This is a genomic window from Bacillus cereus group sp. MYBK227-1, assembly GCF_051916325.1.
Classification (GTDB): Bacteria; Bacillota; Bacilli; order Bacillales; family Bacillaceae_G; genus Bacillus_A; species Bacillus_A cereus.
Window position 1 is genome coordinate 1 of the sequence record NZ_JBQAGK010000004.1, and the last position, 26,032, is coordinate 26,032.

Consider the following 26,032-nt stretch of genomic DNA (forward strand, 5'->3'; position numbering starts at 1 on the left):
TAGTAGATTTCGAGAAGCATTATAACGGCGATATAATTCGTTAAACGCCTTATCCACAATCTTTTCTTCCAACTCTTCCTCTGTATCAGCAGTAATCGTACTAATATCAACCTTGTATGGATAAATTAAATAACGCTTTTGTTCATATCGAGGTTGCGAACGCTGCCAGTACTCTAAGTTATCGATAACTTCTTGTCCATATAGAACCGTCTCTGGTGTAAGGTCCTTCGCACCTTTCATCGTTTCTGTCATTTTGCGTACAGGATCTGTTAAATCCACAAACTTACTTTGAATATATACTTTCGTATTAAACTCTAATGTGGTTAACCATGATTCAATTTTGATATCAATTGCTTCTTGTTCCATATTGGAGAGTAAGTAATAGTTAACTGGATGTGCTTCCGCAATCATGACAAATGTGTCATCATGATACCGAATCATATGATTATCGATTTCCTTAATGTCTTCTACAAAAGCACGAAAGAAGTCAACATTATCCTCATCAATTTCCGATTCAGCAGGCATATTTTTTTTATTTTTCTTTCCAGCTTTTTCAGTAGTGTGTTTCTCTACTCCACCTTGCTTTTTCCCTTTTTTCTTAGAACCAAACAGCGGTTTTCCATTCATTTTCCGATAAAAGAAAAATCCTACAATGGCTATTGCCGCAAAATATATCATTTCTAACATTTACAAATTCTCCTTTACCCATGTAGTTGGCTCGTACCCTTTTCGCCACTTACCTTTTTCGGAGCGGCTACGCATTTTGATAAGTAGATACTTATCTAGATACATGTGTTGTTTTTCTTTATATATAAACGCAAACGTTATAACACCTATTACCGTCGGTAGTGCTAAAATTAAGCAAATAAAAAACGCTACTACTACATCAATAGGTGCGAATAGTCGCCATAAAAATGGTACATATAAATAAAGGGATGCTCCGCCACCCAATAGATAAATCAATTGGCGCTTGCTCAGCACACCTAGTAGTGTTTTTTGTTCCGAGGTCATATCAACAGGAACAGTTACTTTTCTCATTCTTTTTCCTCCCTTGTATAAGAGAAGCTCTCCCCAAATCGAGGAGAGCTTGTACAAACTCTTATGTTAGATTGTCGTCACCCAAGCAGCGATATCGTAAGCTTTGATCATGACAAAGCCTCCAATTGCCGCACAAGCTAAACCAATCATAGCTTGTGTACGGTTTTCAGGGTTCTTCCCTTGTGCTCCAGATAGTTTAATAGCTGCAAATACAACGCAAGCTGCCACCCAAATTCCCCCAAAACCAATTAAGGTTTTCACCAAAGTATTCATGCTTTTTTGAACGGTTTCAGCATTACCGCCACCACCATTACCACCAAGCCCTTTTGAAAAACTATTTTTTGCCAGTAAGAAATCTCCTACTGATGTTGTCATAAGTTTTGCAGACAACCAATTCAACATAATTCCTGCACCTCCGGATGTTTTTGCTCGCTAAACGCAAAAAGACCCCAATACACGCACACGTCCCCTAAGGACATGGCGCATATTGAGGTCTTCTCTTATATGCGAACTGATTAATTTTATATTTTATTGTAAAATCTTATTACCCTTATATTATATCAATACGATATTAAAAAAACAAGTCCTTGTTTACACCTTTATTTCTTTGTTAGGATCGTACCATACTATCTGAATTTAAAAAATATCACTATTCTTAAGACCTAAAACATTCATTTTTTCTTTCAGTGAGCAACATGATTCTATTTTATCCATTTTGTAATTTTATCTCTAAGGATATATACGTGTACATAATGCGCTTCTTTTTTCTTATTCATTTTTAATCTTTCCAACAACTTATTATACTCCTTAATAAGAGTATATTACCTATTAAGGAGTATCTAAGTCTTGTGTTTATCAAACTATTTATTAGAAACAAAAAACAGGTACTTGTGCGTTTTTCACAAGTACCTGTTTTTCACTACTTCTATCTACTCTTTGTTTTTTAAAATTTCATTAACCTTTTCCACACTTAATTCAGTGGCTTCCGCTACTTTCTCTATAGGTACACCGACATTAATTAAATTGTGAATCATCTCTATCTTAGTTGCTATTCTAGCTTCTTTTGCTGCTTTTTCTTCTGCTGTCTCTATTTCTGACATTCTATCTTTTATTGCCTTCTCTCTCGCCTCATATAAGCGTAAAAAGTCTTTATCACTACTTAAACGCTCCCAATCCTCTATTGCCTTTTTCAAAACTGGATCTTTTTCCATCGCGATTCCCTCCAGGATTGTAGTTAATTTCTCATCTTTATATGCAGGAAATAATAATAGCCAACGTGCTAATATATCCTCCCATGGATCCATTCGATCTTCTTGCCATTCTCGAATTACTTTTGGAATCTCAAGAAAGTGCAATTGCATATTCTCTGAAATTATGTGTTTCGATTTTTTATTCATGACTACACCGACATTATGAAAGTCTTCTTCTCCTGGAAACAGAATGAAATCCACTATATTAATACAAATAGTTGGTCTTAATTCTGTATACTTCATCCCCTGAGTCATTTGAGAATAATACATGCCAGCCCAGTAGAACAAAGATCGCTCAATCATATCTTTTTTGTCGCGAACCTGTATCTCTATATTTAATTTTATACCATTATTCAGAGTAGCTCGCAAATCTAAAATAGACAATTTATCATCCTTTTGCTCCCTTGGAAGATGCGGATCATCTAAATGCAAAGAAATGATTTCCTCATCTAAAGAGGATTGTAATACCGCATTAAGAAAACCAATGAGTATCTCCTCGTTTCCTTCTACTCCAAACAAGCGCTTGAAAGCAAAATCAACTCGTAAATTCACTAGATTTTTTTTCATAGATGTATTCATATTCTCTTCTACCCTTCTTTTAGTTAATTGGATATAAGAAAAAGATAGAATTAAAAACTCTATCTTTTTCAATCTGCCTATTTATGAAAATATCAACCTACTTTATGACTTTCACAATCTCTGAAATACAGGTTTAAATCCCGCTTGCATTGTATCATCCGGCCCCTTACCTTGCGTTGGGTTCCATGCAGCTATGATTACGTTATAGTCCTCTGTCTTTAACTTTGTCGCAAAATCTATAAGAGCTTTTCTTACTTTTTGATTCTCTACTAAATCGGCATCAAACGCTAAATAGACATTTTCTACACCCATATCTTTTAATACAGGCATAGTAATTCGCCAAGCATTTACACCAGGAATCGCAAGAACGGTTGTTCCCATTTCAGAAAGCTCCTCTTTATTAAATCTCTCTGGAAGCAAATCAGCAACCAGATCTGCTTTCATAGCTCCCTCTGTAATCATTACTGATTTAGTTTGATGAAGTATACCAGAATTCCAATGTTTTAAATGAGAACTTGGTACCGCCACATGCACAGGAAGTGGATTTTCACTACCTCCTGCCCCAGTTCCATGATTTTTGTTTGCTGATGAGAGCCAGAGATATTTTTGCCCTTTATGTATCTTTACAACAATTTGTCCCTCTTGAAATGGAATCTCTACCTTTTTGCTCACTTCTAGTTCGCCTTCAAAGATACAATCACCATTTTTAGTTATCTTCACAACATTAGCCTGTTCGATTAATTCTGCTTGAACTCCAGTAGGTGCCGCTTTCACATGAACGGAGTTTTTCACTTCATCCACACGAACCTGCCATCCAACAATTTGATTGTACTGATTCCGAAAAGGAATCAATATACCAGGAGATCCTGACATCAAACGAAGAGAAAGTTGACCTTTTTTCATCTCATAGAACCCTGGGATTCCTTGCCAGCATTTTTTATTCCCAATCTGTTTAAATAGCTGCTCCCAAACAGTCGTATACGTATTACCCTCCTCTAACACAATTTGTTGTTTTAAGAAAGAACGATATTGACGTACTTGTATTTGTTCCTCGCTCATTTTTCTATCTCTTAATAAATGTGCATGATGATGCTCTTGTAATGGTATGAACTCCATTAATTTACGATTAAACACATTTAATTCCTCATTACTTTTCTTATCATGAATCTGAATTTCATCCACCTCAGGCAATTGATATTTATCTTTTCCTTTTATGTAGTGAATGTAGCTTGGATTACCCGTGTTTTTTCCATAAATCCATTTACTTTCTACACGTGTACATGCTACCTTATCTTGCGAAACGTGCAGCATACAATTGCCTGTATCATAACAAACTGGACAAGGTATACGGTAAAACTCCCACCAACTACCTCTCGGATAAGCACTTGTTAAACGAAACTGTCCTTTTTGAATGTTATAATTCATTTTTCCCCACTCCTTATATACTTTTTATTATATATGGGACTATTACTTCCATTAAACTTTTTATAATTACATTAGGATATTACGTATAATCACCTAATGGATATACAGAAGGATACGCATTACAAACTAAATAATCATTTCTATGTTCTTGATTTTGCAAATCCGATTCTACGTATGCTTCAAATGCTCTAGCAAACATCTCGTGATTTGTAGACTAATACTTTTTGCTTCTCTTCTTATCTAACTTAATTGTTGTATCACAAAGTACACAGACCCTTTCGCTCGATAAGACATTCCATCAAATTTTCCACCTATTTTTCATAAAAATAAGCCAACATTTGTGTAAATCTCTTGAATTCTTTGTCAATCTTACGTTCCATACGTGTCTTTATTGCTCCTGATAAAATAAAAGATAGAAATTCATAGTAATTCTTCACTACGGATTTCTGTCATTCCCTCTGACTACATACTTCCATATGGTTCTGTAAATTATTCATTACGATACGCTGACACCTGTTAAAGAGAATACACCCTCTTTTATCGGATTAAGTGCTTGTAATGCACGTAAACTTTGAATAGGACCATCTGGATGTGCAGAATAAAATAATGATACTTCATAACAGACAATCATAATTAAGTCCCCTAAATAAAAATTTTTCCCCGATGTGATAATGGGTTCTCCAATCAAACAGATTTGGAAACAACACAAAAAGGACTTCTTCAAGTCGATTAAAAATGTATATAGCAAAATAAGCTATATATACACTAATCGGCTCAAAGAAGCCCTTTCAGAATTAAAACAAGACGCAGCTTGCTTCTACAGCTCAACCACAACTCATAAAGTGTGAGAATAAACAGAATCAAATAAACAATAAATACAATTACATATTAATGAATTCACATAAAAATTTCAACAACTTTATATTTCCTTAAGATTTTTCGCTCCATTCTACTTTCCAGTCAATATTTTTGTAGAACCATAAGTTTCTACCGTGTTAAATTGCAATTCTAAATCTTGCTCTCTTATACTAGCTCGTACATATCACACTAATTTCATCAGTCATCCCCTAATACTATTTAAAATTTATCATTGTTTTATATACTCTATTTCGGACTAACTCTTAGATAAATATAAGGTATGATTTTAATAATTTTTCACAGCATTTCCCCACATCATCTAAAAGCATCAACTTTTAGACAGTTGAAATTTATTTTCGTTCTTTGTGTTCGTTTATTTTGTAAAATGTTAAATAAAATTGAAACTGCATCCTTCTAGTTAATAAGTAATAATTAAAAAATAATAAAAAAGAGTGCTATTAAAATATGCACTCTTTCAAAAGACTTTACCAATCTCGATGGTCACCATGATCATGCTCACGATCGCGGTCATGATTACGTCTACGACGACACTCATCACAATCACAGTCACGTCTACAATGACAGTCGTTAAAATCGCTTCTTCTTCGTCTACGGCCGCAACCACAAAATACTAAATCATCCCAAAATCTATTACAATCTCGAGAATGTCCAAAATTATTATCCCATCCCATAGATATGATTCCCTCCTCTAAAATAGAATTCATCATATTCTATGATTAAAAGGTAGAAATAGTTTGTTTATTAGTCCATGTTTCAAACTAATAATATTTCAATTTGCAAGTCTATCTCACGCCTTATCTTTCCTTAACAGCAAACAAGACGCCACCCAGATCACGGCAGCGCCTACGATAATTGCTATACACTTAATCAAAATCATTTATCCTCACATTATTTATTTCTTTGTTTCCACACCCCATTCTCTTTACGATAAGTATTCTTCCCATTCATGAATCCAGCTGTATTACCAGGGATGCTATATTTCTTATTCTTGCTCTTCTTCTTCATCCTCTTTTCTTCTTGAACAGCCTGCAAATCCACCTTCCATTGTTTTAACAAATCCTTTTTACGTCGCATCGAATTTGTACCCCTCAGATTAAAATATAAATCCATTAATCATATTATATGTATTTATACTTTATTTTCAATATAAAGAGAGCACCCTCGCCCAGGCGCCAAAAGATACATATACTTTGAGGTAACTAACACGTTAGAAAAGACCCTTCCATATCATTGTATGATTGATTATCTTTATACCTAGATGACTCATTAAATACGTTTAATGTGTAATTTCTATATAACTATGAAAAAAGCAACCGTTATGGACGTTTTCCTCATCTTACCTACTCAACTACATAAAATAGCTATTTTGTTCACATTTTTGATACATTTATGAAACATTCATGTGTTATCTTCAGTAAGTTCTTTTCTTTTCATAAACCGTGTGGGTTATACCAACACAAGAAGCTCTAGATCCCTAAATCTAGAGCTTCTTCGTTTTAATAACTACTTTGTTCAATCATGTATAGACAACTATATATTTAGATTTTAAAATATTATTGTGATTCCCACGTGGTTTCACATACGACTTTTTTCTTTGATTATGGGGTTCTTACGTAATTTAAGGACCATTTTTTATTCAAATAAGGACTTTTTTAAAATTTATATGTACATATTTTTCAGCATATAATTAAATTATCAATATATTAGAGACAATAATGATTTTGTAATATATTTGTTTCGGAATGAGTGCTGTTTTTAGCATACTAAAGAAATTTCGAAAGCCTCAGATAAACCGGTTCTTGGTTTTAGTTGATTCTTTAATTTTGCTTGGAGCTTTATTCCTAGTAGGTAGCATCTGCATCCCTCTTTTAACCCTTGAGTAAAAAGTAACGTTCTTACTGCCTTTCTTTCTCACTAATTCCAAATGCACTGCGTACACTTTTCCCTTCTTTGCTGTTTCATATGAATTCATACCATTTTTGACCTGTTTGAAGAAGGCCGACTGGCTTATTCCATTCCATTCAGCTGGTGTTATCATCCTAGAATTAATGTCAGCTTTTATCTTTACATGTTAAATAATATTCGGATAGGAGTCCTAATACATATTATTAATATTAAGCGGGTTCACGTCAGAGGAAGGTACCTTAGGTTGTCTTTTTTTATTTTCATTCGACATAATATAACAATATACGAATTAATAATTTGCTATTATTATCTAGAAATCTTACATTTATCTACAAATTATTATTGTATTTTTAATTTTTTAAATGTAAAACATTTCAATGTAAATACATACCATTTAGGGAGATGGAGAAAATTATGAAAAAATTATTAGCTTCAGCAACAGCGGTAACACTATTAACAGTGGGGTACAGTTCTTCTGCATTTGCAGCTAAGAGTCCTAATGATACAAAAAACTGTGGACATTTTAAAAGTCAACAAGATGCTCAAGCATTCTGGGATCAAAATGGATATGGTGTTGGGAATGATCCACATCGTTTAGATAATGATAAAGACGGCATTCCATGTGAAGATTATAAATATCCAAAGAGCACAAATACTACAACAGAACATAAAGAAACTACTAATCCTCAAGAACAACCTAAACAAGAAAACAATAAACAAGAGAATTCAAAACAAAATAACCAAACAACAAATAATAAACAAGAACAAACTAAGCCTCAAACAACTGTAAAAGAAACAAAGAAAAATACTAATACAACTGTGAAAAAAGAAACGAAAAAACAAGGTGAGAAATTACCTAATACAGCATCAAACGGTGTTACAATGATGTTAGCAAGCTTAGGATTAGCATTAGCTGGATCTGTATTAATGTTCCGTCGTAAAAAGACAAACGCATAAAATAGTTCCTTAAAACGGCAGGAGAAATCCTGTCGTTTTCAAATGGAGTGATAAAAGTGAATAAAAAACAATGGATAGGCTTATGTTTAACTGTTATTGGACTTACTATCTTTTCCTATTATTTTCTGGAATGGTATAGTGCTAGACAATCAGCAGAGTCGTTAACAACTAGCGAGGCTAAACAATATGAGATCTCCACACCTTCTAAAGAAAATGAAACGCAAAACATCAATCAAACAGAGACAGAGATAAAGACTGACACTTCATTACAAGAAGAAGCTGTACAAATTCCTGCTTCAAAGGTAAACCATCAGTTAGGAGATAAAGTAGCATATTTAATTATCCCTAAAATACAAAAGAAATACTCTGTATATTGGGGAGCTGATGATAAAGTACTAAAAAAGGGTGTAGGTATGTTTGTTAGTGACTTAACTACTACACCATCTGGAAATGGTCATACAGTTTTAAGTGGACATAGAGATACTGTTTTTACCGAGCTTGGTCAATTAAAGGAAAATGACCAACTTATCGTGGAATATGAAAATAAAACATATACATATAAAATTAACAAGCATTGGATAACAGATTCAGAAGATCGAACAGTTATTGTAGAAAAAAGTGAGCCGACATTAACATTAACAACTTGTTATCCTTTTGACTATATAGGAGACGCTCCAGATCGGTACATAATTGAATCATATCTACTTTCCATTCGGTAAGGATGAGAGTCCAAAAATTAAAGTGGTTTAAGTAGGAAAAAGGCACCTTTGGGTGTCTTTTTTTATGAGTAAGAAGTACTGCCAAGATGCGAAGAAAAATAGATCATAAGACAAAATTTCAGCCTGAAAATTCTAAACTATCTTTTTTATTTCCTTTCGACATAATATGACAATATCCTTATATATAGTTTGTTATTATTAGCTTGGTAATCTTATATTTTACATAATTGGAGGAACAAACGTGGGAAAAATATTTAAATTTGGATGCCTAGGCATTATAGCTTTATTTGTAATCGGAATAATTGCTATGGTCGCTGGTGGTGGAGACTCAACAGAAAAAACTTCAACAGACACTAAAGCAGTATCAAAAGAAGGTGTATCTTCTGATGTAAAAATCGCTGTAGGATCTATGGAAACAGTAGATTCTGTGGGTAATGAATATACAAAAGAACAAGCACAAGGTGTCTTTAAAATTTTAGAAGTTACACTTACTAATAATCAAAAAGACGCTATTACTGTTGATGCTAATAGTTTTAAATTAGTAGATAACAAAGGTCGTGAATTCACATATTCAACACAAGGTCAAACATCTTTTGACTTAGCTAATGGTGGGAAAACTGACTTCTTCTTAAAACAATTGAATCCTGGTTTAACACAGACAGGTAAAATTGTATTTGATATACCAAAAGATGCTGAAGGCCTTTTCTTAAAAGCTAGTGGCGGTATGACAGGTAAAGAAATTAAGTTAAAAGTAGAATAGGAAAAAGGCACCTTTGGGTGTCTTTTCTTTTGTACATTATATCTATTATATGCTCATTGATTTTTTATGTACGTTTGATATTATTACTGTAGTATTACAGTAATACCTTGTGTATATAATAAAAGAAGAGATACGCTAATATCTCTTCTAATAACTGTTACCGTCAGGGTGGTGGTTATATCATTTATTTTTTACGAACCCCACCTTTTTGATTCCGACGGCGACGAGGAATGGGGGTTTTGTTATCTTTTTCTAAAATTTGTTTCCTAAAAACATACGCAGAAACTTCACGTACAATGGCTTTCACAAATTCTTTTAGAAGTTCAAACAAAAACCCCATAAATATATCACCCCCTTTCCTTCCAAATGGAAAGAAGAGAAAACCAATTACCCTCACAATATACAGCTAATTCTATTCCATCATACTAGTACAATCTCACCAATATAAAAAGATTACCATTAATGGCAGTACTTTTGGATAGTTTTAGAGATATAAATTTTGATGTATATATCATTTTCCAAGATGCTATATATTTTTTATAATTCTTGATTTCTTACTCTTCATTGCATGATAAATTTCCCTATACTAATTAACAAATAAATTAAAAACTATTAATCCACTAAATTATTGAAAACACTAACTATCTCTATGATTTTTTGGTAAAATATAGATATTATTTAAAAAGATAAAGTTAATATAGATCAACTAAGTAATGCAAAAAAAATGTTTTATTGCATAAAAAAAGGCTCCATTGCTGGAGCGCTCCAAAATAAAATAAACAAACGAATTAAAACAAGAAACAGACAATTTAATTATATAGATAAAATATAAATAATTCTATATATATGCATTATTGCATATAATAAACCTCTATTTATTGATGCTATTATAGATTTACTCGACGATTATTATATTTTTTATGGTTTTTATGCAATACAATACCTCCTTAACACCAAGTGTATAAGTAAAAATGTAGTTGTAATCACAAAATAGGCATCAATCAAAAATTAAAAAAAGAATAAAAAAGAGTGCTATTAAAATATGCACTCTTTCAAAAGGCTTTACCAATCTCGATGGTCACCATGTTCATGCTCACGATCGCGGTCATGATTACGTCTACGACGACACTCATCACAATCAAAGTCACGTCTACAATGACAGTCGTTAAAATCGTTTCTTCTTCGTCTACGGCCGCAACCGCAAAATACTAAATCATCCCAAAATCTATTACAATCTCGAGAATGTCCAAAATTATTATTCCATCCCATAGATATGATTCCCTCCTCTAAAAATAGAATTCATCATATTCTATGATTAAAAGGTAGAAATAGTTTGTTTACTATTCTATGTTTCAAACTAATAATATTTCAATTTGCAAGTCTATCTCACTCTTTATCTTTCCTTAACAACAAACAAGACGCCACCCAGATCATGAATTGCTATTGGTTTAATCATTAACAAGTATATCTGGTCCCTTCTTCAACATGTACGAGAAACCCGAAATAAATACAACACTAAATATAATAATAGAAGACCACATATTAAAATGATATTCTTTACCTGCAACTAAATTATATATGTTATGGACCAAGAAATTAGCACCTATGATAATCCCACCTAAAAATACACTAATTAATATGCTCATTAAATAAAATTTAAGCTTCTGAAACATTTTCCCTCTACCCCTTTTCTAAAGTAAACTTTATTTGAGTTCCTTTAGAAAATTATACCATTTAGTTTTCGGGTATTATTAAATCCATAGTTAAATTAAGGTTATTTTAAGAATATGTTTTCTATTCAAATGTCCATTTTGTTCAATAAAAAGAGAGCACCTGCGCCAGTAGATGCTCTTAACGTGATAAGGGTTTTCAATGAGTATTGAAATAAGATAGATACAAGCGTGTGAGCCTGTCCTACACTTTAATATATGCTTGTCCTTACCAAAAGGTGCAAATGAAAGAGAGCATTTCCCCAGCAAGTGCTCTCTCCTTAAAAATATGGGGTAATATGTTTGAAACCTTTCAGTATTAGTATATGATTCCCTAACTATACCTAAGACATCTATTAAAGTTGTTTAATGTGTAATTTCTATATAACAAAGAAAAAAGCACCCGCTATGGATGCTTTTTCTGTTTCTTTTCTTTTCTCTTATCTATAATACTTTCAACGAGCCATGCTAAAGCAACCGCATATCCAAATAAGGTACTTATACCTGCAATAGCAAAATATCCAAACTTTTTAGATATTGTATTCACTGTCAGTGACAGGCCTAATAAAATTATTACGAATATTTTCTTTTTATTTCCATCTGACAAACTAACTTATCCTCCCCTAAAAGATCATCTATATATAATTCGATAATAAATATACTGATTAAGCTTATTATAAAATCTATTTATTTTTATTATCGCATTATAGTAGCCATTTCTCAACATCTCATCTTTAGAATCAATTCAATTACCTTTATAACACAAAAAGCCATCACCAAGGTGACACTCTTTCAGGCTTATAAAAATATTAAAGGGGCTGCGAGAAATCATTCACGAAAGAGGAATTTTGCAATCATTTCAAGGCTGAGTACTCTCAACCTTCTCCAAGCCACCGCATCATGTAATTTTTTAGCTCTTATTAGCTACGCGCTTTACGTTCGGTGACTGGGAGAAGAGCGAGAGCTTCCATAACCACTTTCAACCGACGACGTTCAGTAGGCGCTCCAGGCGTAAGAGCTGTCATCGGTTCAAAGAGAGCTAGGGACTCTCTTGTTTATATTCCGTGGAGCTGGTCAATACATCAGCTTTCGCAGGGCCTTAGCTAACCAAATCATTTATATAGCTGAAATTATTCGTATATAAATCTTCCGACACCTTGTTTGAAGCAGCACATGCACTATACGGAGGGGACCGTTCCATTGTACTGGCTCAAACAAAGAGCGGAACTCCTTGCCCTCGTTTGATCATTAATAAGAATCGTGAGTAATTACTAATGTACGAGATCACGTATACTTTTTAGAGTTTTAGAATGCAAGCGTTACTCATCCAAGAGCAACCACCCCCATTCCATTTTCAAAACCAACATAATAGAAGAAAATAGATTTATATTTATTATCAACCCAGAGGACACATTCCGAGTTGATTGATCAACATAATAGAAACAGCATGATGAATGTGCGATCTCTCACACCCACCACACTGGAATATGTCATTGTTATACATTCATTGGTCTTTTCGTCTTAATGCGGGTTCGTACCGCTGCCCCCGCCCTACTATGCGGTATACGTTACCGTGACATTCTCGCATAAGAACGTTTCACTTATAGGTGTAGTAATCCTCTTCGATATACGGTTGTCAAAGGGCTTGTACTTTAAGAATACCGTTGATTTCATTATCAAAATCCCCCTATTTAGTCCCCATTTTTATCGGCATTTTGTCGATGTTTTAAAAAACATAAACATTCCAATTTATTATATTTTTTCTTTTTTTGATAATATTTGTATCCAGTTCAGGTATTAATATCATATAATTAAACTATTATAATTTTATACAAGTAAGGATGGTTAGGCATGACAGTAAAGCAAGAAAAAGTAACAAGGCGCGTAGTGTGTAGGAAATGTAAATCAGATCAAATAGTCGGTAATAAGCGTGGTTATAATTTCAAAAGGGCGTTCTTTATTCTGTTTCTTCTGTTAGGTACACTTATAACTATTGGAATAGCTTCTAATTTTATTTATGATATAGTTCCTCGAAATTCTTTTGATAGACTTACTAATCTTTTTATTTTTGTTGGTCTTCTTATTATATTTCTAGGACCACCAATAACTTTATTCAGTGGATTTGTTGGTAGAAAAAATATTGTTAATGGCTGCATGAATTGCGGACATACATGGATGCCTAAAAAATAAAACATAAAAAGCCAAATGGATAGTTAATTAAAAACTGTCCCTTTGGCTTTTTTATTATTAAATCATCCCTAAAGATGTAGCAATCAATCGAAGCGCATTTTTCTTCTTATAATAGAAGTGATCTTTCTTCATCGATAATTCAGTGTAAATAAAGCTGTCTTTCGGCTTATCCGGATTTAAGTACTTCCTCTTGATATTCTCAGCCTCGTCATAGTCTAAAACGTACTGTAAAGCCTTATCGATCTGCTTGAACTTGATATTGCTAATATGTCTCGTGTCTCTAATCTCTGGAAACAAACTGATTCCTTCATGTTTTAACCCCCACTTCATTTTCAAAACGAGGTTTTAATGCACGGTATTCCTTTAGTATTTTTACTACTTCTTTCTGAACTTGTTTCTCTGTCTCTCTATCGATAGCTGGTAATAATGTTAATTTTCTCTCCATTCAGGAATCCCCCTATTTCTGAATTTATTTTTATAACATCACATTAGGTACGTGAAATTTTACTATTTCTTTATTGAATAAGGGAACCGTGCATAGCGAGTAGCCCCCACCATCCACTCTGCATGGTTCCGTTATTCATTAAGCCTCTAATAATTTACGTTTCTTGTTGGTCATCTTCTCTTTTGCTGCTTCAACGCTATTGGCTACTTTCTTATGGTCCTGATCAACCTAAATCATTCCATCAAACATAACTGGTGCTACCGCTTCATCTACTTATTGCAAGTAATCCACTGGTCCTCGCTCTGTCTGTTCTACTAAATACCCTTAAATATCAAAGTCTGCTCTTTGTATAGACTTCTTGCCTTTAGGTTGATGAGACATCCATACATAAGATTGAATGATTGATAGTGGTACCACGAATACTGACTTATCCTTACTAAACTCTATAAAGAAGAAACAAATCACTCCCATCTTCCCGCTTTCTCCAGGTAATCCAATTGATGCTGTGCAATGTTCTTTAAATCAAAACGTGTATCTTTCTCTGTAGACTTCGCTTCAAATACTACAGCTCGCCCCTTATATACACCGTCATAGTCTACTGTGCTCTTTGCTTCATAGAATCCATTTAGTACACAGCTACCTTTCCTCTTTAACACCTTCACAGGAGTCGGACGCTTGTTAATAAGCGCCACTCCCTCTCTTTGATACATTTCATTCGCTAGATTGATAAGCATTTCAAATGCCATCCCACGGTTTCCTAGTCCCATTGTTATTCCTCACTTTCTATTAAAAGGATTATTTTGTTGAATTTTTTACTACCAATCACCCTAAATATCTTATAATTTTTATATACAAACTTATTTTTAGGAGTAGATAGAATGCCAGTTACACTCGAACTTATTCTTTTCATTCTTATAGCAATTAGTGCTGTTGGCTATTTGATAAAAGAATCTCAAAAAACTAAGAAAAGAACCCTTGGAATTTCACTAGAACTTTTAGTTCTTTTCTGGTCAATATGGAGAATATCGACTATCATAATTCAAATTTCAGAATATAATCTCTCGTGAATAAAATTTAATATTCTGTCAACACTGTATATGACATCAGATTTTCTCCTTGTTCCCCCTTGGAGGACCTAGCAGTTAGCTTTTGCTAGCTGCTCTTTATTTGTAAGAAGCACTCAATTAACTGGACTCACATATAATATTATGAGTTCCTTTCTTTATAAAATAGTCGTTATAAAATGAGGTTCGTCACGAGAGCACTTTACTAAGTGCTCTCTTTTGGTTTTAAAATAAAACAAAATGAAATTTTTATTAAGAAAACTTACTTATACCTTTCAGTTGATTGTTTTCTAATTCAAGTTCACTTTTTCTTTGCAGCTTTTTAATTGTGTTTATAGCCATCAAAGATATATCTTTAACTTCTTTTTCGTTTTCTTGATATTCTTCTGTGGTCATTAATTCGGTGTTTAAATTTCCTCTCAAATGTAAATGCCATAGTTCTGAAAAAGTTTTATCAACTCTCAATTAATCACCCCCGTTTTCTATTAAAATGAAGTTTTTATAGAAAGTTTTCTCAATATCTATAGCCTGGAAACAAATTACCTTTTATGGTAACCTATTGGTAATCCCATGAAATTCTATTGTTCCATTAAAAAGGACCCCTACCCCTTTTCCGGGTCCTTTTTCAACGTTTTCTACTAAAATAGCGTTTTTTATTCAAATTGATGCCCTGCTTATTCGGACACATTTACCAGTATTTTTACCAAAAAAATTCATGATATGGTTAATTAGTCGAGTACGTCATTACTTGACACATACCCTTAGAAGCCCCGGGGATAATCGGGGGTTCTTTTATTTAGATAACGATTTTATCTAAATCCATTCACTAATCTCATACTTTGACATACAATAATAGTGCCTTTCTGTATAATGTGAGTTCGTCACTTTCGTTATAATTAGGTATAAAGAGCGTTCTCAATTAGCGCTCTTTTTATTTGTTGTTAAATAAGGATTTTGTTTAAATTTCTTTAACCTTATTAATTCCTTTGCATACAGTGTTATCACAAGAAATTCAATAAGTACTCCGGTCTAGTTACCTTGAATTTCTTGCAAACCTTGTGGGAAGAATCCGTTTATAACAAACGGATTCTTTTATTTATCCATCATAAAATAACTATTTTGTTATATTCCTCACACCTTTAAATGAGGCAAGCATATGTTGTAGTATTATGTTTCATCGCTTATAGGGTTCTCCTTTTTTCAAGAGTACATATTTGATATGTACTCTTTTTTTCATGCCCCTTTACGAATAACCTTTTTTACATTACACATACTATCCTCAAGTCAACTTCCCATGACTACACTCTTTCAAATCGGGGCTTTACCCCTCCGAACTGTTTAGGCACATGGCAGGTAATTTGGTCAATTACCTGCTATTTCCGATTTAAATAACTATTTTGTTCACTTTTTTGATACATTTACGAAACATTCATATGTTATCTTCAGTAAGTTCTTTTCATAAAATTTTGTGAGTTATACCAACACAAGAAGCCCTAGATCCCTAAAGCTAGGGCTCCTTCGTTTAATAACTATGTTGTTTGATTTGATGTATAGACAACTATATATTTATATGTTAAAATATACTTGTGATTCCCACTTGGTTTCACATACGACTTTTTTTCTTCGGTTATAGGGTTCCTACGTAATAGTAAGGACCATTTTTTTATTCCAATAAGTATTTTTTAAATTTACATAAACATAAATTCCTTTAATAATTTCAATTTCTAATAAATCCATGTCTATGTTACCAAATACTTCAAGCACATGTAAAAGTTACGTAAAGATTGCTATGAGTCAATCCTTCCACCCCAGGAACGTTATCTAATGAAATCGCAAACATTAAGTTTGTACCTTTCTGTACGACATAACTCTTTGCTAAGGGAACTCCTAGCCTTTTTTATTTAGTGCCCCTAGCCAGTAAATACGAAGCCCATATTTCTTTCTGATTCCAATAATCCCAACGTATCTACTGACGCTATGACGCCTACAAGTGCCTCGTTCAATCAAATGAGTTTCTACCCTTTAAATACGTCATAACGCTATGTCTCCTAATCCAAATTTATTATCTCTTCTAAGGTTCTATCAGAAATATACGTGGTGATAATCTGTATCTTTCTGTATTTCTTTTTAGCCATTTCTATAGCTTTGCTTCTCGGACTTCGCATCAAACCAACGAAGCTTCCACTTCTCGTCTTTGTCGTAAAACTCTACTGAGCACTTCATAACGCTATTACGCTTCAAGAATTTGTTCACGGTACTTGTTGCGGTATAATCAAAACTTCCGACTATATCCTCCAGTGTTAGTTGTTTCATGCCCCTAACCCCATTGGACGCGATTTGATTTTTTTCTTATCTGTCTTATCCATAATCAATGCGGCGATTTCTAGTTGATGTCTTCCTAACTCTTTTGCTATTTCAAGAATATCTTTATCCTCATCCCACATTTCCCTTAATTGAGTCACTTCGCTTTCATCAAACACTAAATCCAACTCTTCTAAAGCAATATATAAGTTACGACGCGATTTCTTCATGTACTTCTCCTTCTGCAACGCCATTGTGTAATTCTCCTTTTCCAAATCCGATCCAATTCGTGGCATCCCATTTTCCCTCCAGCTGTAATTGATGAATTTTTCTTAACTCCTCCATAACGGCATGACGTCTTCTATCCACTTCGGAAGGACGACTTTAGATTGATTATTATCTAACATAGGTCTTTCACTCCTTATTTACTGAGAGAAAATTCATGGTATAATAGAGGTAGCTAATTTTAGGGAATGTTTTTTCTACAGCGCTCGTTGCCATCGAGCGTTTTTTATTTTTCAATAGCTAACTTTCTGAAAGTTTGTTAAAATTTAGTTACCGATATGTGTAACAACTGGCCTGTGCTTCTGTACGGGCTTTTTTGATGCTTTCACACATCGGAATATCCAGGAACCTCTCAATAAGTTGGAGAATCCCTATTAAATCCCTGAACATTCAGACAAGTAAAGGTTTGTCTATGTTCATAAATATGTAAAATCTTTATATAAAAATTTAATGAAGTATGTGTTAAACTTATTACATTCCGAGAAGTCCTTTACTTTTAGAATCGACAATTCTTCAATACCCTTAGTCTTGCCCTGCATCCCCTTGCAGGGCTTTTATCATTTAGCTAGATTGTGATATACCTCTTGTATGTTTCCTCAACCTTATCTGCGCTATTATGTACACCCTTTGATCTTAAATCCTTTATAATGCACAAGATTTTCTTACGTTCATATTCATCACACTGCTGTTTATTTGTCATTCCGTGACCACCCTGTCTTTTTGTCCCAGACATCTATTCGGTGTACCAGGTATACGAATACAATATCGCTGCTGATACAATTAACAGTGATATTGTGCTTTCTTCCATAATTTAAACCGCCTCCCTATCCATTTCTGGAATGATTCCGCGTTTTGTTAGAAGCTCGTTACACATGCTTCCATGTCTCATTTCTTACAACCTTCCCTATAGTTGAATGTGATGTTCCGAATGTTCTAGCCATTGCTCTAGGTCCATACTTAGAGTGGCCTGGTTTGTAGTGTTTTCTTATCCATTCAATTTTTTCTTCAGTAAAAACAGCTGTACATCAATGCTTTCTCGCACTTACGGATAAGGATATGCAATAGTGCATTTTTCTGTATGAAGTACCCTGATGCCTATTTTATCGTATTGACCAGTGAAAGTTACGACTCTCTTTTTTTATTTATGATATCCCGCCTTGTAAATCCTTAAATCGATTTAATATGATATAATAATTCACATTACATATAGGAGGTATATTATGAAAAAGAAATTTATGCTAATGATGCTTCTGTTTATATTGATGGTAGGATTACATCCTACTTCAATGACAAAAGCAGAAACCACTAGTACACAAGGTGAGCAATTTGAACAAGGTAAATATGATTTGAAAGCTGATTTTCCTTTTGGACAGAACTGGAATAGGAATTCACCGTATGCTGGAACAGAAACAGGTAAAGTGAAATGGGAGTACAAGCTTTATGCAAAAGATGGTGGTACTCAATTGATGGAGTCTCAGCCAGCGATAGGAAGTGATGGGACGATTTATATTGGAAACTACAATAGAAAATTGTATGCGTTAAATAAAGATGGTTCAATTAAATGGATTAAAGATGATGTAGCATACTTAAGTAGTACACCAGTTATAGCGGAAGATGGAATAATTTATGTTACAAGCGGAAAACTAACTGCTTTAAATCCTGATGGTTCGATTAAATGGCAAGTTAAAGATGCAAATACTTATAATACTCCCATTATAGACAGTGACGGTACAGTTTATGTATATAACTCAAAAACAATAACTGCTTATAAATCGGATGGATCAAAGAAATGGGTATCAGATGAGATGTTTATAGGAGCTACCGATAGCAAGAATTCTACATTAGTGTCAAAAAACGGAACTATTTACACTTTGCTTTCAAGTGGTCAAAACTATTTTCTCTATGCTCATGATAAGAATGGCAAGGAATTATGGAATAAAAAGTTTAGCGGGAATGGGGGGAACCCTGGTTTTTCTTTAGGATTAAATAGTGAGTTATATATAAATGGTGGATCTGTTGTATATGTTTTTGACAAAAATGGAAATCCAATAAAGCAGTGGAGACAAGATGATATAAACTCAAAAGCTGCTCCTACAATCTCTTCGAAGGATGGAACAATTTATATAGCCGGAAATAGCGGGTTATCTGCATATAATCAAGACTATACATTAAAGTGGAAATACTCAACGGGTACTCAGGTTATTGTGAACTCACCAGTAATAGATAAAAATGGTGTAGTTTATGTTAGGTCAGAACGAGAAGTATTTGCAGTAAATCCAGATGGAACACTAAAATGGAAAATGCCATTTTCATTATTCCATGTCGGTTCTTCAAATAATTCTATAAGCATTGATAAAGACGGAACTTTATACGCTGCTGGATATGTGGCAAAAATAAATTACTATGCTCCTGATGAAACGTATTATTCAGTAGTAGCTATTGGCGACTCTTATACAGACACTGTATGTACTAAAGATAGTACATACATGCAAGTACTTAAATCACTTGAAGCAAAGAGTAAGACTGCTAAGTTAACAGATGAAGAGAAGAAAGAAGCACGTGATATTTTGAAGAAATTATCGGCTGATCTTGATAAAACAGAGTAGTAAACTCGGGCGGATTATTACAGATACAGTAACTTTTAAAGGAAGAGGGCCTCGGCTCTCTTTTTTATTTACTCTTTTTAAACTAGAACCTTTTTATACAATCTTTATAATATATATGGGACAACTTTAAACTCTTTTTTGAAAGGAATGATGAGATATGGCAGATTATTTCTGTAAAGATGGAAAGAAATATTACAAGAAAAAAGATAAATCATGTAACTCTTCAAACTCCAATAACTGTTTCATAGAAACATTTACAATTTTCGGCTCTGAAACTACCCCTACAAGGCTTGAAATTCCACCCGGTTCTACAATTACCCTATTTGAAAATTTTACAACTAATCACAATAAAACTCTAATTCGCTTTAGTTTTAGCCCTGTATTTGCTGCGTTTGTTACATTGACTATTAGAACATTTAATTCCACAACTCCACAAACAATTACATTAACACCAGGAGATATAAAAACTTTCTTATTTGAGGATGTTCAAAGTATTACTTTCTCAAATGCCACTACAGCTAACGCTGAACTTAGTCCATTATTTATCCAACAAACAACATGTATTTGTTGTGGTGAATCAAATTCATATTACTATGAGAGTAGTGACTATGGTTATTAGTAGTTGGTATAGAGGGCCTTGGCTCTCTTTTTTATTTCCTTTCGAAAATATATAACAATATACAAATGATTTGTTTGTTACCATTAGATGAGAAATCTTACATTTTTGATCCTAGGGGGTTACATATTATGTACAATAAACTATTAATCGCACTCACAAGTTGCGCTTTGATTATGGGATTAGCAGCATGCTCATCTAACGAAACAGCAAGTACTTCTAATGACTCTAAATCTGAAGCACAAAAAGAAGCGGAGAAAGCCCAGAAGACCGAAGAAAAGGCAAAGCAAGAAGAACAGCAACGTCAAGAGCAGGAACAAGCCCGTAAACAACAAACAGCACAAGCACAAAAGCAACGTGAAGTGAAGCAACAAAAGAAAGAAGAACCTGAACTTTGCGGTTCACCAGAAGTTAGAATAACATGTGAACATGTTCAAAAAGAATGGGAAAATGAGCAAAAGATTGAAGCAGAACAGAAGGCACCGGACGACGAATATAACAAAAGTCACCAGTTGAGCCAGGAAGTAGCTAACAAAATTGTGATTGGATCGGATTTTATGAAGTATGACAGTATTCTTCCATTACCCTCGGATGCACAAGTGGGAGTTGGTGGGACTGAAATTTACATCTATAAGCAAGGTAATAAACAGTTACGAATGATTGTAAACAAACATGATCAACAGAGGTTAACTATACAGAATAAAAGCAAGCTGTCTATCTTGAAGTGCATCCCTATTATTAAAATTAAAGTGTTTCAAGTCGGAGGAAGGCACCTTTGGGTGTCTTTTTTTATGGTAAGATATCAATGTTTTCTTTATCTCGATTAGTGAATAATTTTATATTTTGTAATGACATCCAAAAAGCTTATGAGGAGATTGATGGACGTCAGCAGGCCGTTTTACAAAACAAGTTTCATTGTACGTGAAAATGTTACAAAACAACAAGGATATACTATGATTTAATTTCATCATAAAAGAAATCATTTCCAATATCTACAGATAAAATCTTTCGTAATTTTACCAAATGCAGTAAGAGAGCAAATTACTCTCTTTTTTTTGTCATTTAGATGTTCCCCCAATTCTAAAGGGACAATTATCCATAATGTTCCCAATTAGATATAATACATCAAATAAATATCAAATTTATGTTAGGAGGAAGGAACTTGAATGGATATTTTTATAGACAGAGTCCTATGTTAACCACTATCCCTAAACCTTGGACACATGAAATACCATGGTGGTGGTGGCATACTCATATTCCACTACCAGATCCACCACCAGATCCATATGCTCATCCTTATAGTATACCGACACAACATTTTCAATCATATCAACAGTATCACCAATATCAACATCTACCATATAGGTGACTATTTTTTTACTAATAGATAAAAAGGAGAGACTGGTACTCTCTTTTTTATTTTCGTTCGACATGATACAACAAAATAGTTGTAACGAGATTTGTTATGCTTGGATGAGAAATTCTACATTCCCTATAATCGGAGGAAACGAATTATGCAAAACTCTTTTTATACAAAGTGGTGGTTTTGGTTTATCATTGCCGTTGTCGTAATTGTTGTTGTTGGTGGAAAAAACAACAAAGAAGAAGCTATAACAACTCCAACCGAAACCAAAAAAGAAATAAAACCAGAACAACCCAAACAAGATGTTCAACAATCTGCATCGGGATTTACAAATCCTATAAAAAATATCGATAAAACAGCTGCTATGAATGCCGTCAAAGAAAAAGCAAAGAAAGACTTTCCAGATGATTACATGACACAGAATTACGTAGCAGATGAACAGTCTAAGGCGTTTGATTATATAAATGGTATTGAAATCAAATCTCAGGAAGAACTAAACGTTATGAAGAAAGCGATTAACGACTTCCCTAACGATTTCATGACGACTAAATATGTGTATGAAGAACAGATAAAAGCTATGAACAAGCAGTAATAAGATATTATGCTTTTCATTTTTTCGCAATCAAAAATATGGATAAATACGTTAAAACAATATTCGGATGAGATTCCAATACATATCATTAAAATTAAAGTGGTTCAAGTCGGAGGAAGGCACCTTTGGGTGTCTTTTTTTCTACATTAAAAAGCCCACCTATTTCCCTAGGTAGGCCATTTTTGATTTTGCATTTGCGTGCGATGATATTATAACAAAACTCCTTTATCCTCAAACTCCCCCATTGTTCTTCTTCAATATATTTAAGATGGTTCTTTGTATATTAGTCTAAAGTACGAGCAGCTGCATAGAATGATCCAGAGCCACCATTTCTGTGAGTAACTTTAAGCTTATATTTACCTTTTGAAAGAGTATTGTACGTATTTGTAAAACCCTTTCCTGCTGCTAACGATCCAGAACCAATAACATTACCTTTTGAGTCTTTTAAAGACCAGTGAAGTGTACCTTTAGTATTGTTTGTCATATGAACTCTCATATCCGCTTTTTTTACATGCTCGAACGATACTTCTCTTTCACCATTTATCAGACTGAAATCATCTTTAAGTATTTGGGTACGTTGGATAATTGGCGCTGAATTTTTAGTATTATCTACACCTTCTGTACTTGCTGATGCTGCTCCAATCCCTCCAGTTAATACGATACCAGTTGCTAATGTTCCTACAACTAATTTCTTAAACATAATAAATCCCCCTTAAATACCCCTTAAATATTTTTTATAACTTGCACCTTGAATGTATCACTTTTGTATTATTTATAAATATTTTGAATTTGTAGAAATATTTATTTAATCATTAACAATATTGGGATTTAATTTTATCAAATGGAAAATAGAGGGGTTTGCGATGATATGTAATAATGCATGTTCATTGGGCAAAAGAATATGATAAAATCTAACCACCTGTTCTATTTTTTCAGTTATCTTGGAAACCTTACTTCTTATTTACCCAAATGGGGGGCGCTTTATGGCGTCTTTTTTTTATTTTCAAGAATATCTGCCCAATTCATTCCTAAATACATAAGGTAGTGTGCACCCATTAAATTACGTGGAATGAACCCTAGTTTTATCCTCTAATCTAAAGGAGGCACTATTGTTATAGGATATGGTGGTAGTTCCGATAAAGGCTGCGGTTTCGCTGGAGGATTTGCTTTATTAGTTGTATTATTTATTCTATTAATCATTATCGGATGCAGTTGCTTCTGCTAAAAAAACTATTGGAAAAGACACTCATATATGGGTGTCTTTTTATATTTATAACTTTTTTTAGAAATATTTGAAATATTATACAAATAATTATATCATTATATAGTAATTATTTATAATTATAGAAATATTTAGGGGTATTTTTAATGAAATTAGGAAAATTAGTATTAGTCGGAGCTTTAGCATTAGGGGGGTTATCAGCAGTTGGCACACTTGATGCAAAACCAGCGGCAGCAGCAACAAGTGTACAAAAAGCAGTAACAACTGAGGACTGGGGCTTTAAAACAATTTTTGACGTGGAAGTTGGAGCTAAAATGATGCCTAGCATTTACACACACAATATGCAAGCCAGCTATAAAACTGGTGGTCGTCCTATTTTTATTACTGTACCTTGGGAAACAAATACATTCACATCTCAAGACCAAATTAAAGTCTTCAAAATCCTACCGGGTGGCAACTTAGCTCGTTATCAAACAATGAACTGGAAACAAGAACATGATTACGGTTCAATGCAAAATTTTGCAACATTTGAAGCGCAAATTACAGATGCTTATGATGCAGGTAATTATATTGCAGTAGGATATATTAAAAGTGAGTTTGTAAAAAATGACTTCTTTACTATCAATAAATAATTTCAATAACCGCTTCCTTAATAAATAGGAGGCCAGTTATTTTTTTGTGTAAACGTATATTTTCTCAAAATTATATGATTACCTTTAATACATAAAATATGGTTATCAAGTCGGAGAAAGGCACCTTTGGGTGTCTTTTCTTTTTCTCAATATAAAAAAGCCCACCTATTCCGTAGGCGAGCTAAATGTAATTTTGCACAATTAATTTATAGCAAAATCACTTGTAGCGAAAGTAATTAAATTTAACTTTGTAACCCTAATACCCTAATAATCTCAATTGTTTTATTATCTTTTATTTTAAAATAAAGCCTTTTCCCTATCCGTTCACTAATTACAATATTTCCAAAGGCTAATTTACGCAAATGTTGTACAATCAAATCCTCTGTAATTCTTGTTTGCTTACTTAAATCAGAAACCGACAACGATCCATATGTAATCAATTTACAAACAATTGATAATCGAGTAGAATTCCCTAATAACCCTAAAACTTTTATATTTTCTGTATAGAAACTAAAATCCATATGAAAAGCATGTAACAGATCTTCCAACCTCCTAAAATAAGATGAATATCAACCAAAATATCTTAACATAAAAATAGTAAAAAACACCCTAAAATATACCAATCATTCATTGAGAAAAATGATACTTGAATGGGAGTCCAATACATATTATTAAAATTAATGTGGTTCAAGTCGGAGGAAGGCACCTTTGGGTGTCTTTTTTATTGCGGACAAAATATTAGAAATGCATTATAAAAATAATAAGATTAAAAAGAAGGTAAGTGAATATCATCATTAATTTTGAACCGTTTAACCTAACTATAAATGACATCGCAATCAAAGTCACTATGGTGCTGTTTATACCATACACCAAGTGTACCAGTAAAAGAAGACATCTTAATCGATGTCTTCTTTTGTTATTATCACATTTTTATCTGTTGATACGAAATCTATTAATAGATTTCGTACTTGTGAAATAATTAAAAAAATTATTTTACAAGTCGTCCTTCATAAATAGCCCTTCCATTACTATTAAGACCTTTAAAATACCAATACATTGTTCCTCCACAAACTTGCTCATCATATGAATCAGAAAAAAATCTAATTATCACTATATTAAGTTTTTCCATACTTATTATCCCCGAGATAAGTAATATTATCAAAAGCCCAACATTCATTAGCAAGTGTTGCACTTGCTGTATTCTCAGTACTTGCTGACGCAGCCCCAATTCCTCCAGTCAATGCAATACCAGCTGCTAATGCTCCAACTACTAATTTCTTGAACATAATAAATCCCCCTTTAATAGTTTTTTATAACTTGCACCTTAAATGTATCACTTTTGTTATTTTTGTAAATATTTTTAATTTTTAGAAATATTTATTTAGTTCTTGGTAACATGCTTTATCAAATGGAAAATAGAGGAATTTATGATTGTATGTAATAATGCATGTTCATTCAGCAAAAAATCGTGATAAAATCTAAGCACCTGTTCTAT

General features: G+C 33.3%; 31 protein-coding genes and 5 pseudogenes. 13 read left to right on the forward strand and 23 right to left on the reverse strand.

The window, feature by feature from the left end:
- The 10 genes and pseudogenes from ACTFRM_RS19010 to ACTFRM_RS19055 all read right to left on the reverse strand — a co-directional run.
- A partial coding sequence (locus tag ACTFRM_RS19010) for a hypothetical protein (RefSeq protein WP_440043484.1) occupies positions 1–687 on the reverse strand: 687 nt, incomplete at its 3' end.
- A complete protein-coding gene (locus ACTFRM_RS19015) occupies positions 688–1,038 on the reverse strand; it encodes a PrgI family protein (protein WP_088321911.1) in 351 nt (116 codons plus the stop codon).
- 66 nt (positions 1,039–1,104) lie between these two features.
- Positions 1,105–1,440 carry a hypothetical protein gene (locus ACTFRM_RS19020; RefSeq protein WP_000935868.1) on the reverse strand — a complete coding sequence of 112 codons (336 nt, stop codon included), beginning with the start codon at positions 1,438–1,440 and terminating at the stop codon, positions 1,105–1,107.
- Between the two features lie 527 nt (positions 1,441–1,967).
- On the reverse strand, positions 1,968–2,867 hold the full coding sequence (locus ACTFRM_RS19025) for an Rpn family recombination-promoting nuclease/putative transposase (RefSeq protein ID WP_088321910.1): 900 nt from the start codon (positions 2,865–2,867) through the stop codon (positions 1,968–1,970).
- Positions 2,868–2,978: 111 nt separating this feature from the next.
- Positions 2,979–4,292: a DUF3854 domain-containing protein gene (locus ACTFRM_RS19030; protein WP_088321909.1), complete on the reverse strand. Its 1,314-nt coding sequence runs from the start codon at positions 4,290–4,292 to the stop codon at positions 2,979–2,981.
- Positions 4,293–4,305: 13 nt separating this feature from the next.
- Positions 4,306–4,696, reverse strand: a pseudogene (locus ACTFRM_RS19035) (LPD1 domain-containing protein); the annotation flags it as partial.
- A gap of 92 nt (positions 4,697–4,788) precedes the next feature.
- Positions 4,789–4,923 carry a hypothetical protein gene (locus tag ACTFRM_RS19040; RefSeq protein ID WP_000634444.1) on the reverse strand — a complete coding sequence of 45 codons (135 nt, stop codon included), beginning with the start codon at positions 4,921–4,923 and terminating at the stop codon, positions 4,789–4,791.
- Positions 4,924–5,635: 712 nt separating this feature from the next.
- Complete coding sequence (locus ACTFRM_RS19045; protein ID WP_002183203.1) at positions 5,636–5,842, reverse strand: hypothetical protein; 207 nt, start codon at positions 5,840–5,842, stop codon at positions 5,636–5,638.
- 217 nt (positions 5,843–6,059) lie between these two features.
- Positions 6,060–6,245: a hypothetical protein gene (locus tag ACTFRM_RS19050; protein WP_001253139.1), complete on the reverse strand. Its 186-nt coding sequence runs from the start codon at positions 6,243–6,245 to the stop codon at positions 6,060–6,062.
- Between the two features lie 709 nt (positions 6,246–6,954).
- Complete coding sequence (locus ACTFRM_RS19055; RefSeq protein ID WP_414964458.1) at positions 6,955–7,209, reverse strand: hypothetical protein; 255 nt, start codon at positions 7,207–7,209, stop codon at positions 6,955–6,957.
- 281 nt (positions 7,210–7,490) lie between these two features.
- On the opposite strand from ACTFRM_RS19055, the gene ACTFRM_RS19060 reads away from it, so the two are divergent.
- The 3 genes from ACTFRM_RS19060 (at position 7,491) to ACTFRM_RS19070 (ending at position 9,512) form a co-directional block, all read left to right on the forward strand.
- Complete coding sequence (locus ACTFRM_RS19060) at positions 7,491–8,033, forward strand: excalibur calcium-binding domain-containing protein (protein WP_088321908.1); 543 nt, start codon at positions 7,491–7,493, stop codon at positions 8,031–8,033.
- Positions 8,034–8,089: 56 nt separating this feature from the next.
- On the forward strand, positions 8,090–8,752 hold the full coding sequence (locus tag ACTFRM_RS19065; protein ID WP_001036109.1) for a class D sortase: 663 nt from the start codon (positions 8,090–8,092) through the stop codon (positions 8,750–8,752).
- Between the two features lie 241 nt (positions 8,753–8,993).
- Positions 8,994–9,512 (forward strand): DUF4352 domain-containing protein, encoded by a 519-nt coding sequence (locus tag ACTFRM_RS19070; protein ID WP_000516001.1) that lies wholly within the window; start codon positions 8,994–8,996, stop codon positions 9,510–9,512.
- A gap of 184 nt (positions 9,513–9,696) precedes the next feature.
- Here the strand turns inward: ACTFRM_RS19070 and ACTFRM_RS19075 are convergent, their stop codons facing one another.
- From ACTFRM_RS19075 to ACTFRM_RS19090, 4 genes are all read right to left on the reverse strand, one after another.
- Positions 9,697–9,852 carry a hypothetical protein gene (locus tag ACTFRM_RS19075; protein ID WP_000506113.1) on the reverse strand — a complete coding sequence of 52 codons (156 nt, stop codon included), beginning with the start codon at positions 9,850–9,852 and terminating at the stop codon, positions 9,697–9,699.
- A gap of 722 nt (positions 9,853–10,574) precedes the next feature.
- A complete protein-coding gene (locus tag ACTFRM_RS19080; RefSeq protein ID WP_440043485.1) occupies positions 10,575–10,781 on the reverse strand; it encodes a hypothetical protein in 207 nt (68 codons plus the stop codon).
- A 179-nt stretch (positions 10,782–10,960) separates the two neighbouring features.
- Entirely contained in the window at positions 10,961–11,185 is a 225-nt protein-coding gene (locus ACTFRM_RS19085; RefSeq protein ID WP_322372695.1) for a hypothetical protein, read from the reverse strand.
- 442 nt (positions 11,186–11,627) lie between these two features.
- Positions 11,628–11,828 (reverse strand): hypothetical protein, encoded by a 201-nt coding sequence (locus ACTFRM_RS19090; RefSeq protein WP_001279523.1) that lies wholly within the window; start codon positions 11,826–11,828, stop codon positions 11,628–11,630.
- Positions 11,829–13,072: 1,244 nt separating this feature from the next.
- On the opposite strand from ACTFRM_RS19090, the gene ACTFRM_RS19095 reads away from it, so the two are divergent.
- The gene (locus ACTFRM_RS19095; RefSeq protein WP_000216753.1) at positions 13,073–13,411 is read left to right on the forward strand and encodes a hypothetical protein; all 339 of its coding nucleotides are present in this window, start codon (positions 13,073–13,075) and stop codon (positions 13,409–13,411) included.
- A 57-nt stretch (positions 13,412–13,468) separates the two neighbouring features.
- Here ACTFRM_RS19095 and ACTFRM_RS19100 read toward each other — a convergent pair.
- Together ACTFRM_RS19100 and ACTFRM_RS19105 are read right to left on the reverse strand one after the other, a co-directional pair.
- Positions 13,469–13,856 (reverse strand): annotated as a pseudogene (locus ACTFRM_RS19100) (ArpU family transcriptional regulator).
- A 138-nt stretch (positions 13,857–13,994) separates the two neighbouring features.
- Positions 13,995–14,623: pseudogene (locus ACTFRM_RS19105) on the reverse strand (Holliday junction resolvase RecU).
- A gap of 111 nt (positions 14,624–14,734) precedes the next feature.
- On the opposite strand from ACTFRM_RS19105, the gene ACTFRM_RS19110 reads away from it, so the two are divergent.
- Positions 14,735–14,923, forward strand: coding sequence for a hypothetical protein (locus ACTFRM_RS19110; RefSeq protein WP_001145518.1), 189 nt, complete (start codon positions 14,735–14,737; stop codon positions 14,921–14,923).
- Between the two features lie 249 nt (positions 14,924–15,172).
- Here ACTFRM_RS19110 and ACTFRM_RS19115 read toward each other — a convergent pair whose 3' ends face one another.
- From ACTFRM_RS19115 to ACTFRM_RS19130, 4 genes and pseudogenes are all read right to left on the reverse strand, one after another.
- Positions 15,173–15,385, reverse strand: a complete 213-nt coding sequence (locus ACTFRM_RS19115) for a hypothetical protein (protein WP_001261788.1) — start codon at positions 15,383–15,385, stop codon at positions 15,173–15,175.
- Between the two features lie 1,583 nt (positions 15,386–16,968).
- Positions 16,969–17,233, reverse strand: a pseudogene (locus ACTFRM_RS19120) (hypothetical protein).
- Positions 17,230–17,475, reverse strand: a complete 246-nt coding sequence (locus ACTFRM_RS19125) for a hypothetical protein (RefSeq protein WP_050552698.1) — start codon at positions 17,473–17,475, stop codon at positions 17,230–17,232. The pseudogene ACTFRM_RS19120 and the gene ACTFRM_RS19125 overlap by 4 nt, the downstream one beginning before the upstream one ends.
- Positions 17,432–17,566 (reverse strand): hypothetical protein, encoded by a 135-nt coding sequence (locus tag ACTFRM_RS19130; protein WP_254918795.1) that lies wholly within the window; start codon positions 17,564–17,566, stop codon positions 17,432–17,434. The genes ACTFRM_RS19125 and ACTFRM_RS19130 overlap by 44 nt, the downstream gene beginning before the upstream one ends.
- A gap of 1,160 nt (positions 17,567–18,726) precedes the next feature.
- Between ACTFRM_RS19130 and ACTFRM_RS19135 the strand changes: the two genes are divergently transcribed.
- The 6 genes and pseudogenes from ACTFRM_RS19135 to ACTFRM_RS19160 all read left to right on the forward strand — a co-directional run bounded on the left by ACTFRM_RS19135 (position 18,727) and on the right by ACTFRM_RS19160 (position 22,683).
- Positions 18,727–20,112, forward strand: a complete 1,386-nt coding sequence (locus ACTFRM_RS19135; RefSeq protein WP_440043486.1) for an outer membrane protein assembly factor BamB family protein — start codon at positions 18,727–18,729, stop codon at positions 20,110–20,112.
- 157 nt (positions 20,113–20,269) lie between these two features.
- Positions 20,270–20,731, forward strand: a complete 462-nt coding sequence (locus ACTFRM_RS19140) for a hypothetical protein (RefSeq protein ID WP_000796351.1) — start codon at positions 20,270–20,272, stop codon at positions 20,729–20,731.
- A 128-nt stretch (positions 20,732–20,859) separates the two neighbouring features.
- Positions 20,860–21,555, forward strand: coding sequence for a hypothetical protein (locus ACTFRM_RS19145; RefSeq protein WP_440043487.1), 696 nt, complete (start codon positions 20,860–20,862; stop codon positions 21,553–21,555).
- Positions 21,556–21,575: 20 nt separating this feature from the next.
- A pseudogene (locus ACTFRM_RS19150) lies at positions 21,576–21,685 on the forward strand (XRE family transcriptional regulator); the annotation flags it as partial.
- Between the two features lie 205 nt (positions 21,686–21,890).
- Positions 21,891–22,097: a hypothetical protein gene (locus ACTFRM_RS19155; RefSeq protein ID WP_098664429.1), complete on the forward strand. Its 207-nt coding sequence runs from the start codon at positions 21,891–21,893 to the stop codon at positions 22,095–22,097.
- A 145-nt stretch (positions 22,098–22,242) separates the two neighbouring features.
- The gene (locus ACTFRM_RS19160; RefSeq protein ID WP_440043489.1) at positions 22,243–22,683 is read left to right on the forward strand and encodes a hypothetical protein; all 441 of its coding nucleotides are present in this window, start codon (positions 22,243–22,245) and stop codon (positions 22,681–22,683) included.
- 283 nt (positions 22,684–22,966) lie between these two features.
- On the opposite strand, the gene ACTFRM_RS19165 is transcribed toward ACTFRM_RS19160, so the two are convergent.
- Positions 22,967–23,383 (reverse strand): hypothetical protein, encoded by a 417-nt coding sequence (locus tag ACTFRM_RS19165; RefSeq protein ID WP_440043490.1) that lies wholly within the window; start codon positions 23,381–23,383, stop codon positions 22,967–22,969.
- 414 nt (positions 23,384–23,797) lie between these two features.
- Here ACTFRM_RS19165 and ACTFRM_RS19170 point away from each other — a divergent pair, with 414 nt between their 5' ends.
- Complete coding sequence (locus ACTFRM_RS19170; protein ID WP_440043592.1) at positions 23,798–23,908, forward strand: YjcZ family sporulation protein; 111 nt, start codon at positions 23,798–23,800, stop codon at positions 23,906–23,908.
- A 143-nt stretch (positions 23,909–24,051) separates the two neighbouring features.
- Positions 24,052–24,537: a DUF5065 family protein gene (locus ACTFRM_RS19175; RefSeq protein WP_440043491.1), complete on the forward strand. Its 486-nt coding sequence runs from the start codon at positions 24,052–24,054 to the stop codon at positions 24,535–24,537.
- A gap of 242 nt (positions 24,538–24,779) precedes the next feature.
- On the opposite strand, the gene ACTFRM_RS19180 is transcribed toward ACTFRM_RS19175, so the two are convergent.
- Together ACTFRM_RS19180 and ACTFRM_RS19185 are read right to left on the reverse strand one after the other, a co-directional pair.
- Entirely contained in the window at positions 24,780–25,058 is a 279-nt protein-coding gene (locus ACTFRM_RS19180) for an ArsR/SmtB family transcription factor (protein WP_002183137.1), read from the reverse strand.
- Between the two features lie 594 nt (positions 25,059–25,652).
- Entirely contained in the window at positions 25,653–25,823 is a 171-nt protein-coding gene (locus ACTFRM_RS19185) for a hypothetical protein (protein WP_440043595.1), read from the reverse strand.
- Positions 25,824–26,032 lie beyond the last annotated feature (209 nt).

Excerpts from the sequence above, each read along its gene's own strand:
- ACTFRM_RS19030 (WP_088321909.1), bottom strand. The coding sequence starts at position 4,292 with ATGAATTATAACATTCAAAAAGGACAGTTTCGTTTAACAAGTGCTTAT.
- ACTFRM_RS19075 (WP_000506113.1), bottom strand. The coding sequence starts at position 9,852 with ATGGGGTTTTTGTTTGAACTTCTAAAAGAATTTGTGAAAGCCATTGTA.
- ACTFRM_RS19140 (WP_000796351.1), top strand. The coding sequence starts at position 20,270 with ATGGCAGATTATTTCTGTAAAGATGGAAAGAAATATTACAAGAAAAAA.
- ACTFRM_RS19080 (WP_440043485.1), bottom strand. The coding sequence starts at position 10,781 with ATGGGATGGAATAATAATTTTGGACATTCTCGAGATTGTAATAGATTT.
- ACTFRM_RS19185 (WP_440043595.1), bottom strand. The coding sequence starts at position 25,823 with ATGTTCAAGAAATTAGTAGTTGGAGCATTAGCAGCTGGTATTGCATTG.
- ACTFRM_RS19050 (WP_001253139.1), bottom strand. The coding sequence starts at position 6,245 with ATGCGACGTAAAAAGGATTTGTTAAAACAATGGAAGGTGGATTTGCAG.
- ACTFRM_RS19135 (WP_440043486.1), top strand. The coding sequence starts at position 18,727 with ATGAAAAAGAAATTTATGCTAATGATGCTTCTGTTTATATTGATGGTA.
- ACTFRM_RS19145 (WP_440043487.1), top strand. The coding sequence starts at position 20,860 with ATGTACAATAAACTATTAATCGCACTCACAAGTTGCGCTTTGATTATG.
- ACTFRM_RS19055 (WP_414964458.1), bottom strand. The coding sequence starts at position 7,209 with ATGATAACACCAGCTGAATGGAATGGAATAAGCCAGTCGGCCTTCTTC.
- ACTFRM_RS19110 (WP_001145518.1), top strand. The coding sequence starts at position 14,735 with ATGCCAGTTACACTCGAACTTATTCTTTTCATTCTTATAGCAATTAGT.
- ACTFRM_RS19180 (WP_002183137.1), bottom strand. The coding sequence starts at position 25,058 with ATGGATTTTAGTTTCTATACAGAAAATATAAAAGTTTTAGGGTTATTA.
- ACTFRM_RS19095 (WP_000216753.1), top strand. The coding sequence starts at position 13,073 with ATGACAGTAAAGCAAGAAAAAGTAACAAGGCGCGTAGTGTGTAGGAAA.
- ACTFRM_RS19175 (WP_440043491.1), top strand. The coding sequence starts at position 24,052 with ATGAAATTAGGAAAATTAGTATTAGTCGGAGCTTTAGCATTAGGGGGG.
- ACTFRM_RS19025 (WP_088321910.1), bottom strand. The coding sequence starts at position 2,867 with ATGAATACATCTATGAAAAAAAATCTAGTGAATTTACGAGTTGATTTT.
- ACTFRM_RS19085 (WP_322372695.1), bottom strand. The coding sequence starts at position 11,185 with ATGTTTCAGAAGCTTAAATTTTATTTAATGAGCATATTAATTAGTGTA.
- ACTFRM_RS19020 (WP_000935868.1), bottom strand. The coding sequence starts at position 1,440 with ATGTTGAATTGGTTGTCTGCAAAACTTATGACAACATCAGTAGGAGAT.
- ACTFRM_RS19165 (WP_440043490.1), bottom strand. The coding sequence starts at position 23,383 with ATGTTTAAGAAATTAGTTGTAGGAACATTAGCAACTGGTATCGTATTA.
- ACTFRM_RS19130 (WP_254918795.1), bottom strand. The coding sequence starts at position 17,566 with ATGGAGGAGTTAAGAAAAATTCATCAATTACAGCTGGAGGGAAAATGG.
- ACTFRM_RS19040 (WP_000634444.1), bottom strand. The coding sequence starts at position 4,923 with ATGATTGTCTGTTATGAAGTATCATTATTTTATTCTGCACATCCAGAT.
- ACTFRM_RS19060 (WP_088321908.1), top strand. The coding sequence starts at position 7,491 with ATGAAAAAATTATTAGCTTCAGCAACAGCGGTAACACTATTAACAGTG.
- ACTFRM_RS19125 (WP_050552698.1), bottom strand. The coding sequence starts at position 17,475 with ATGGCGTTGCAGAAGGAGAAGTACATGAAGAAATCGCGTCGTAACTTA.
- ACTFRM_RS19015 (WP_088321911.1), bottom strand. The coding sequence starts at position 1,038 with ATGAGAAAAGTAACTGTTCCTGTTGATATGACCTCGGAACAAAAAACA.
- ACTFRM_RS19045 (WP_002183203.1), bottom strand. The coding sequence starts at position 5,842 with ATGGGATGGGATAATAATTTTGGACATTCTCGAGATTGTAATAGATTT.
- ACTFRM_RS19160 (WP_440043489.1), top strand. The coding sequence starts at position 22,243 with ATGCAAAACTCTTTTTATACAAAGTGGTGGTTTTGGTTTATCATTGCC.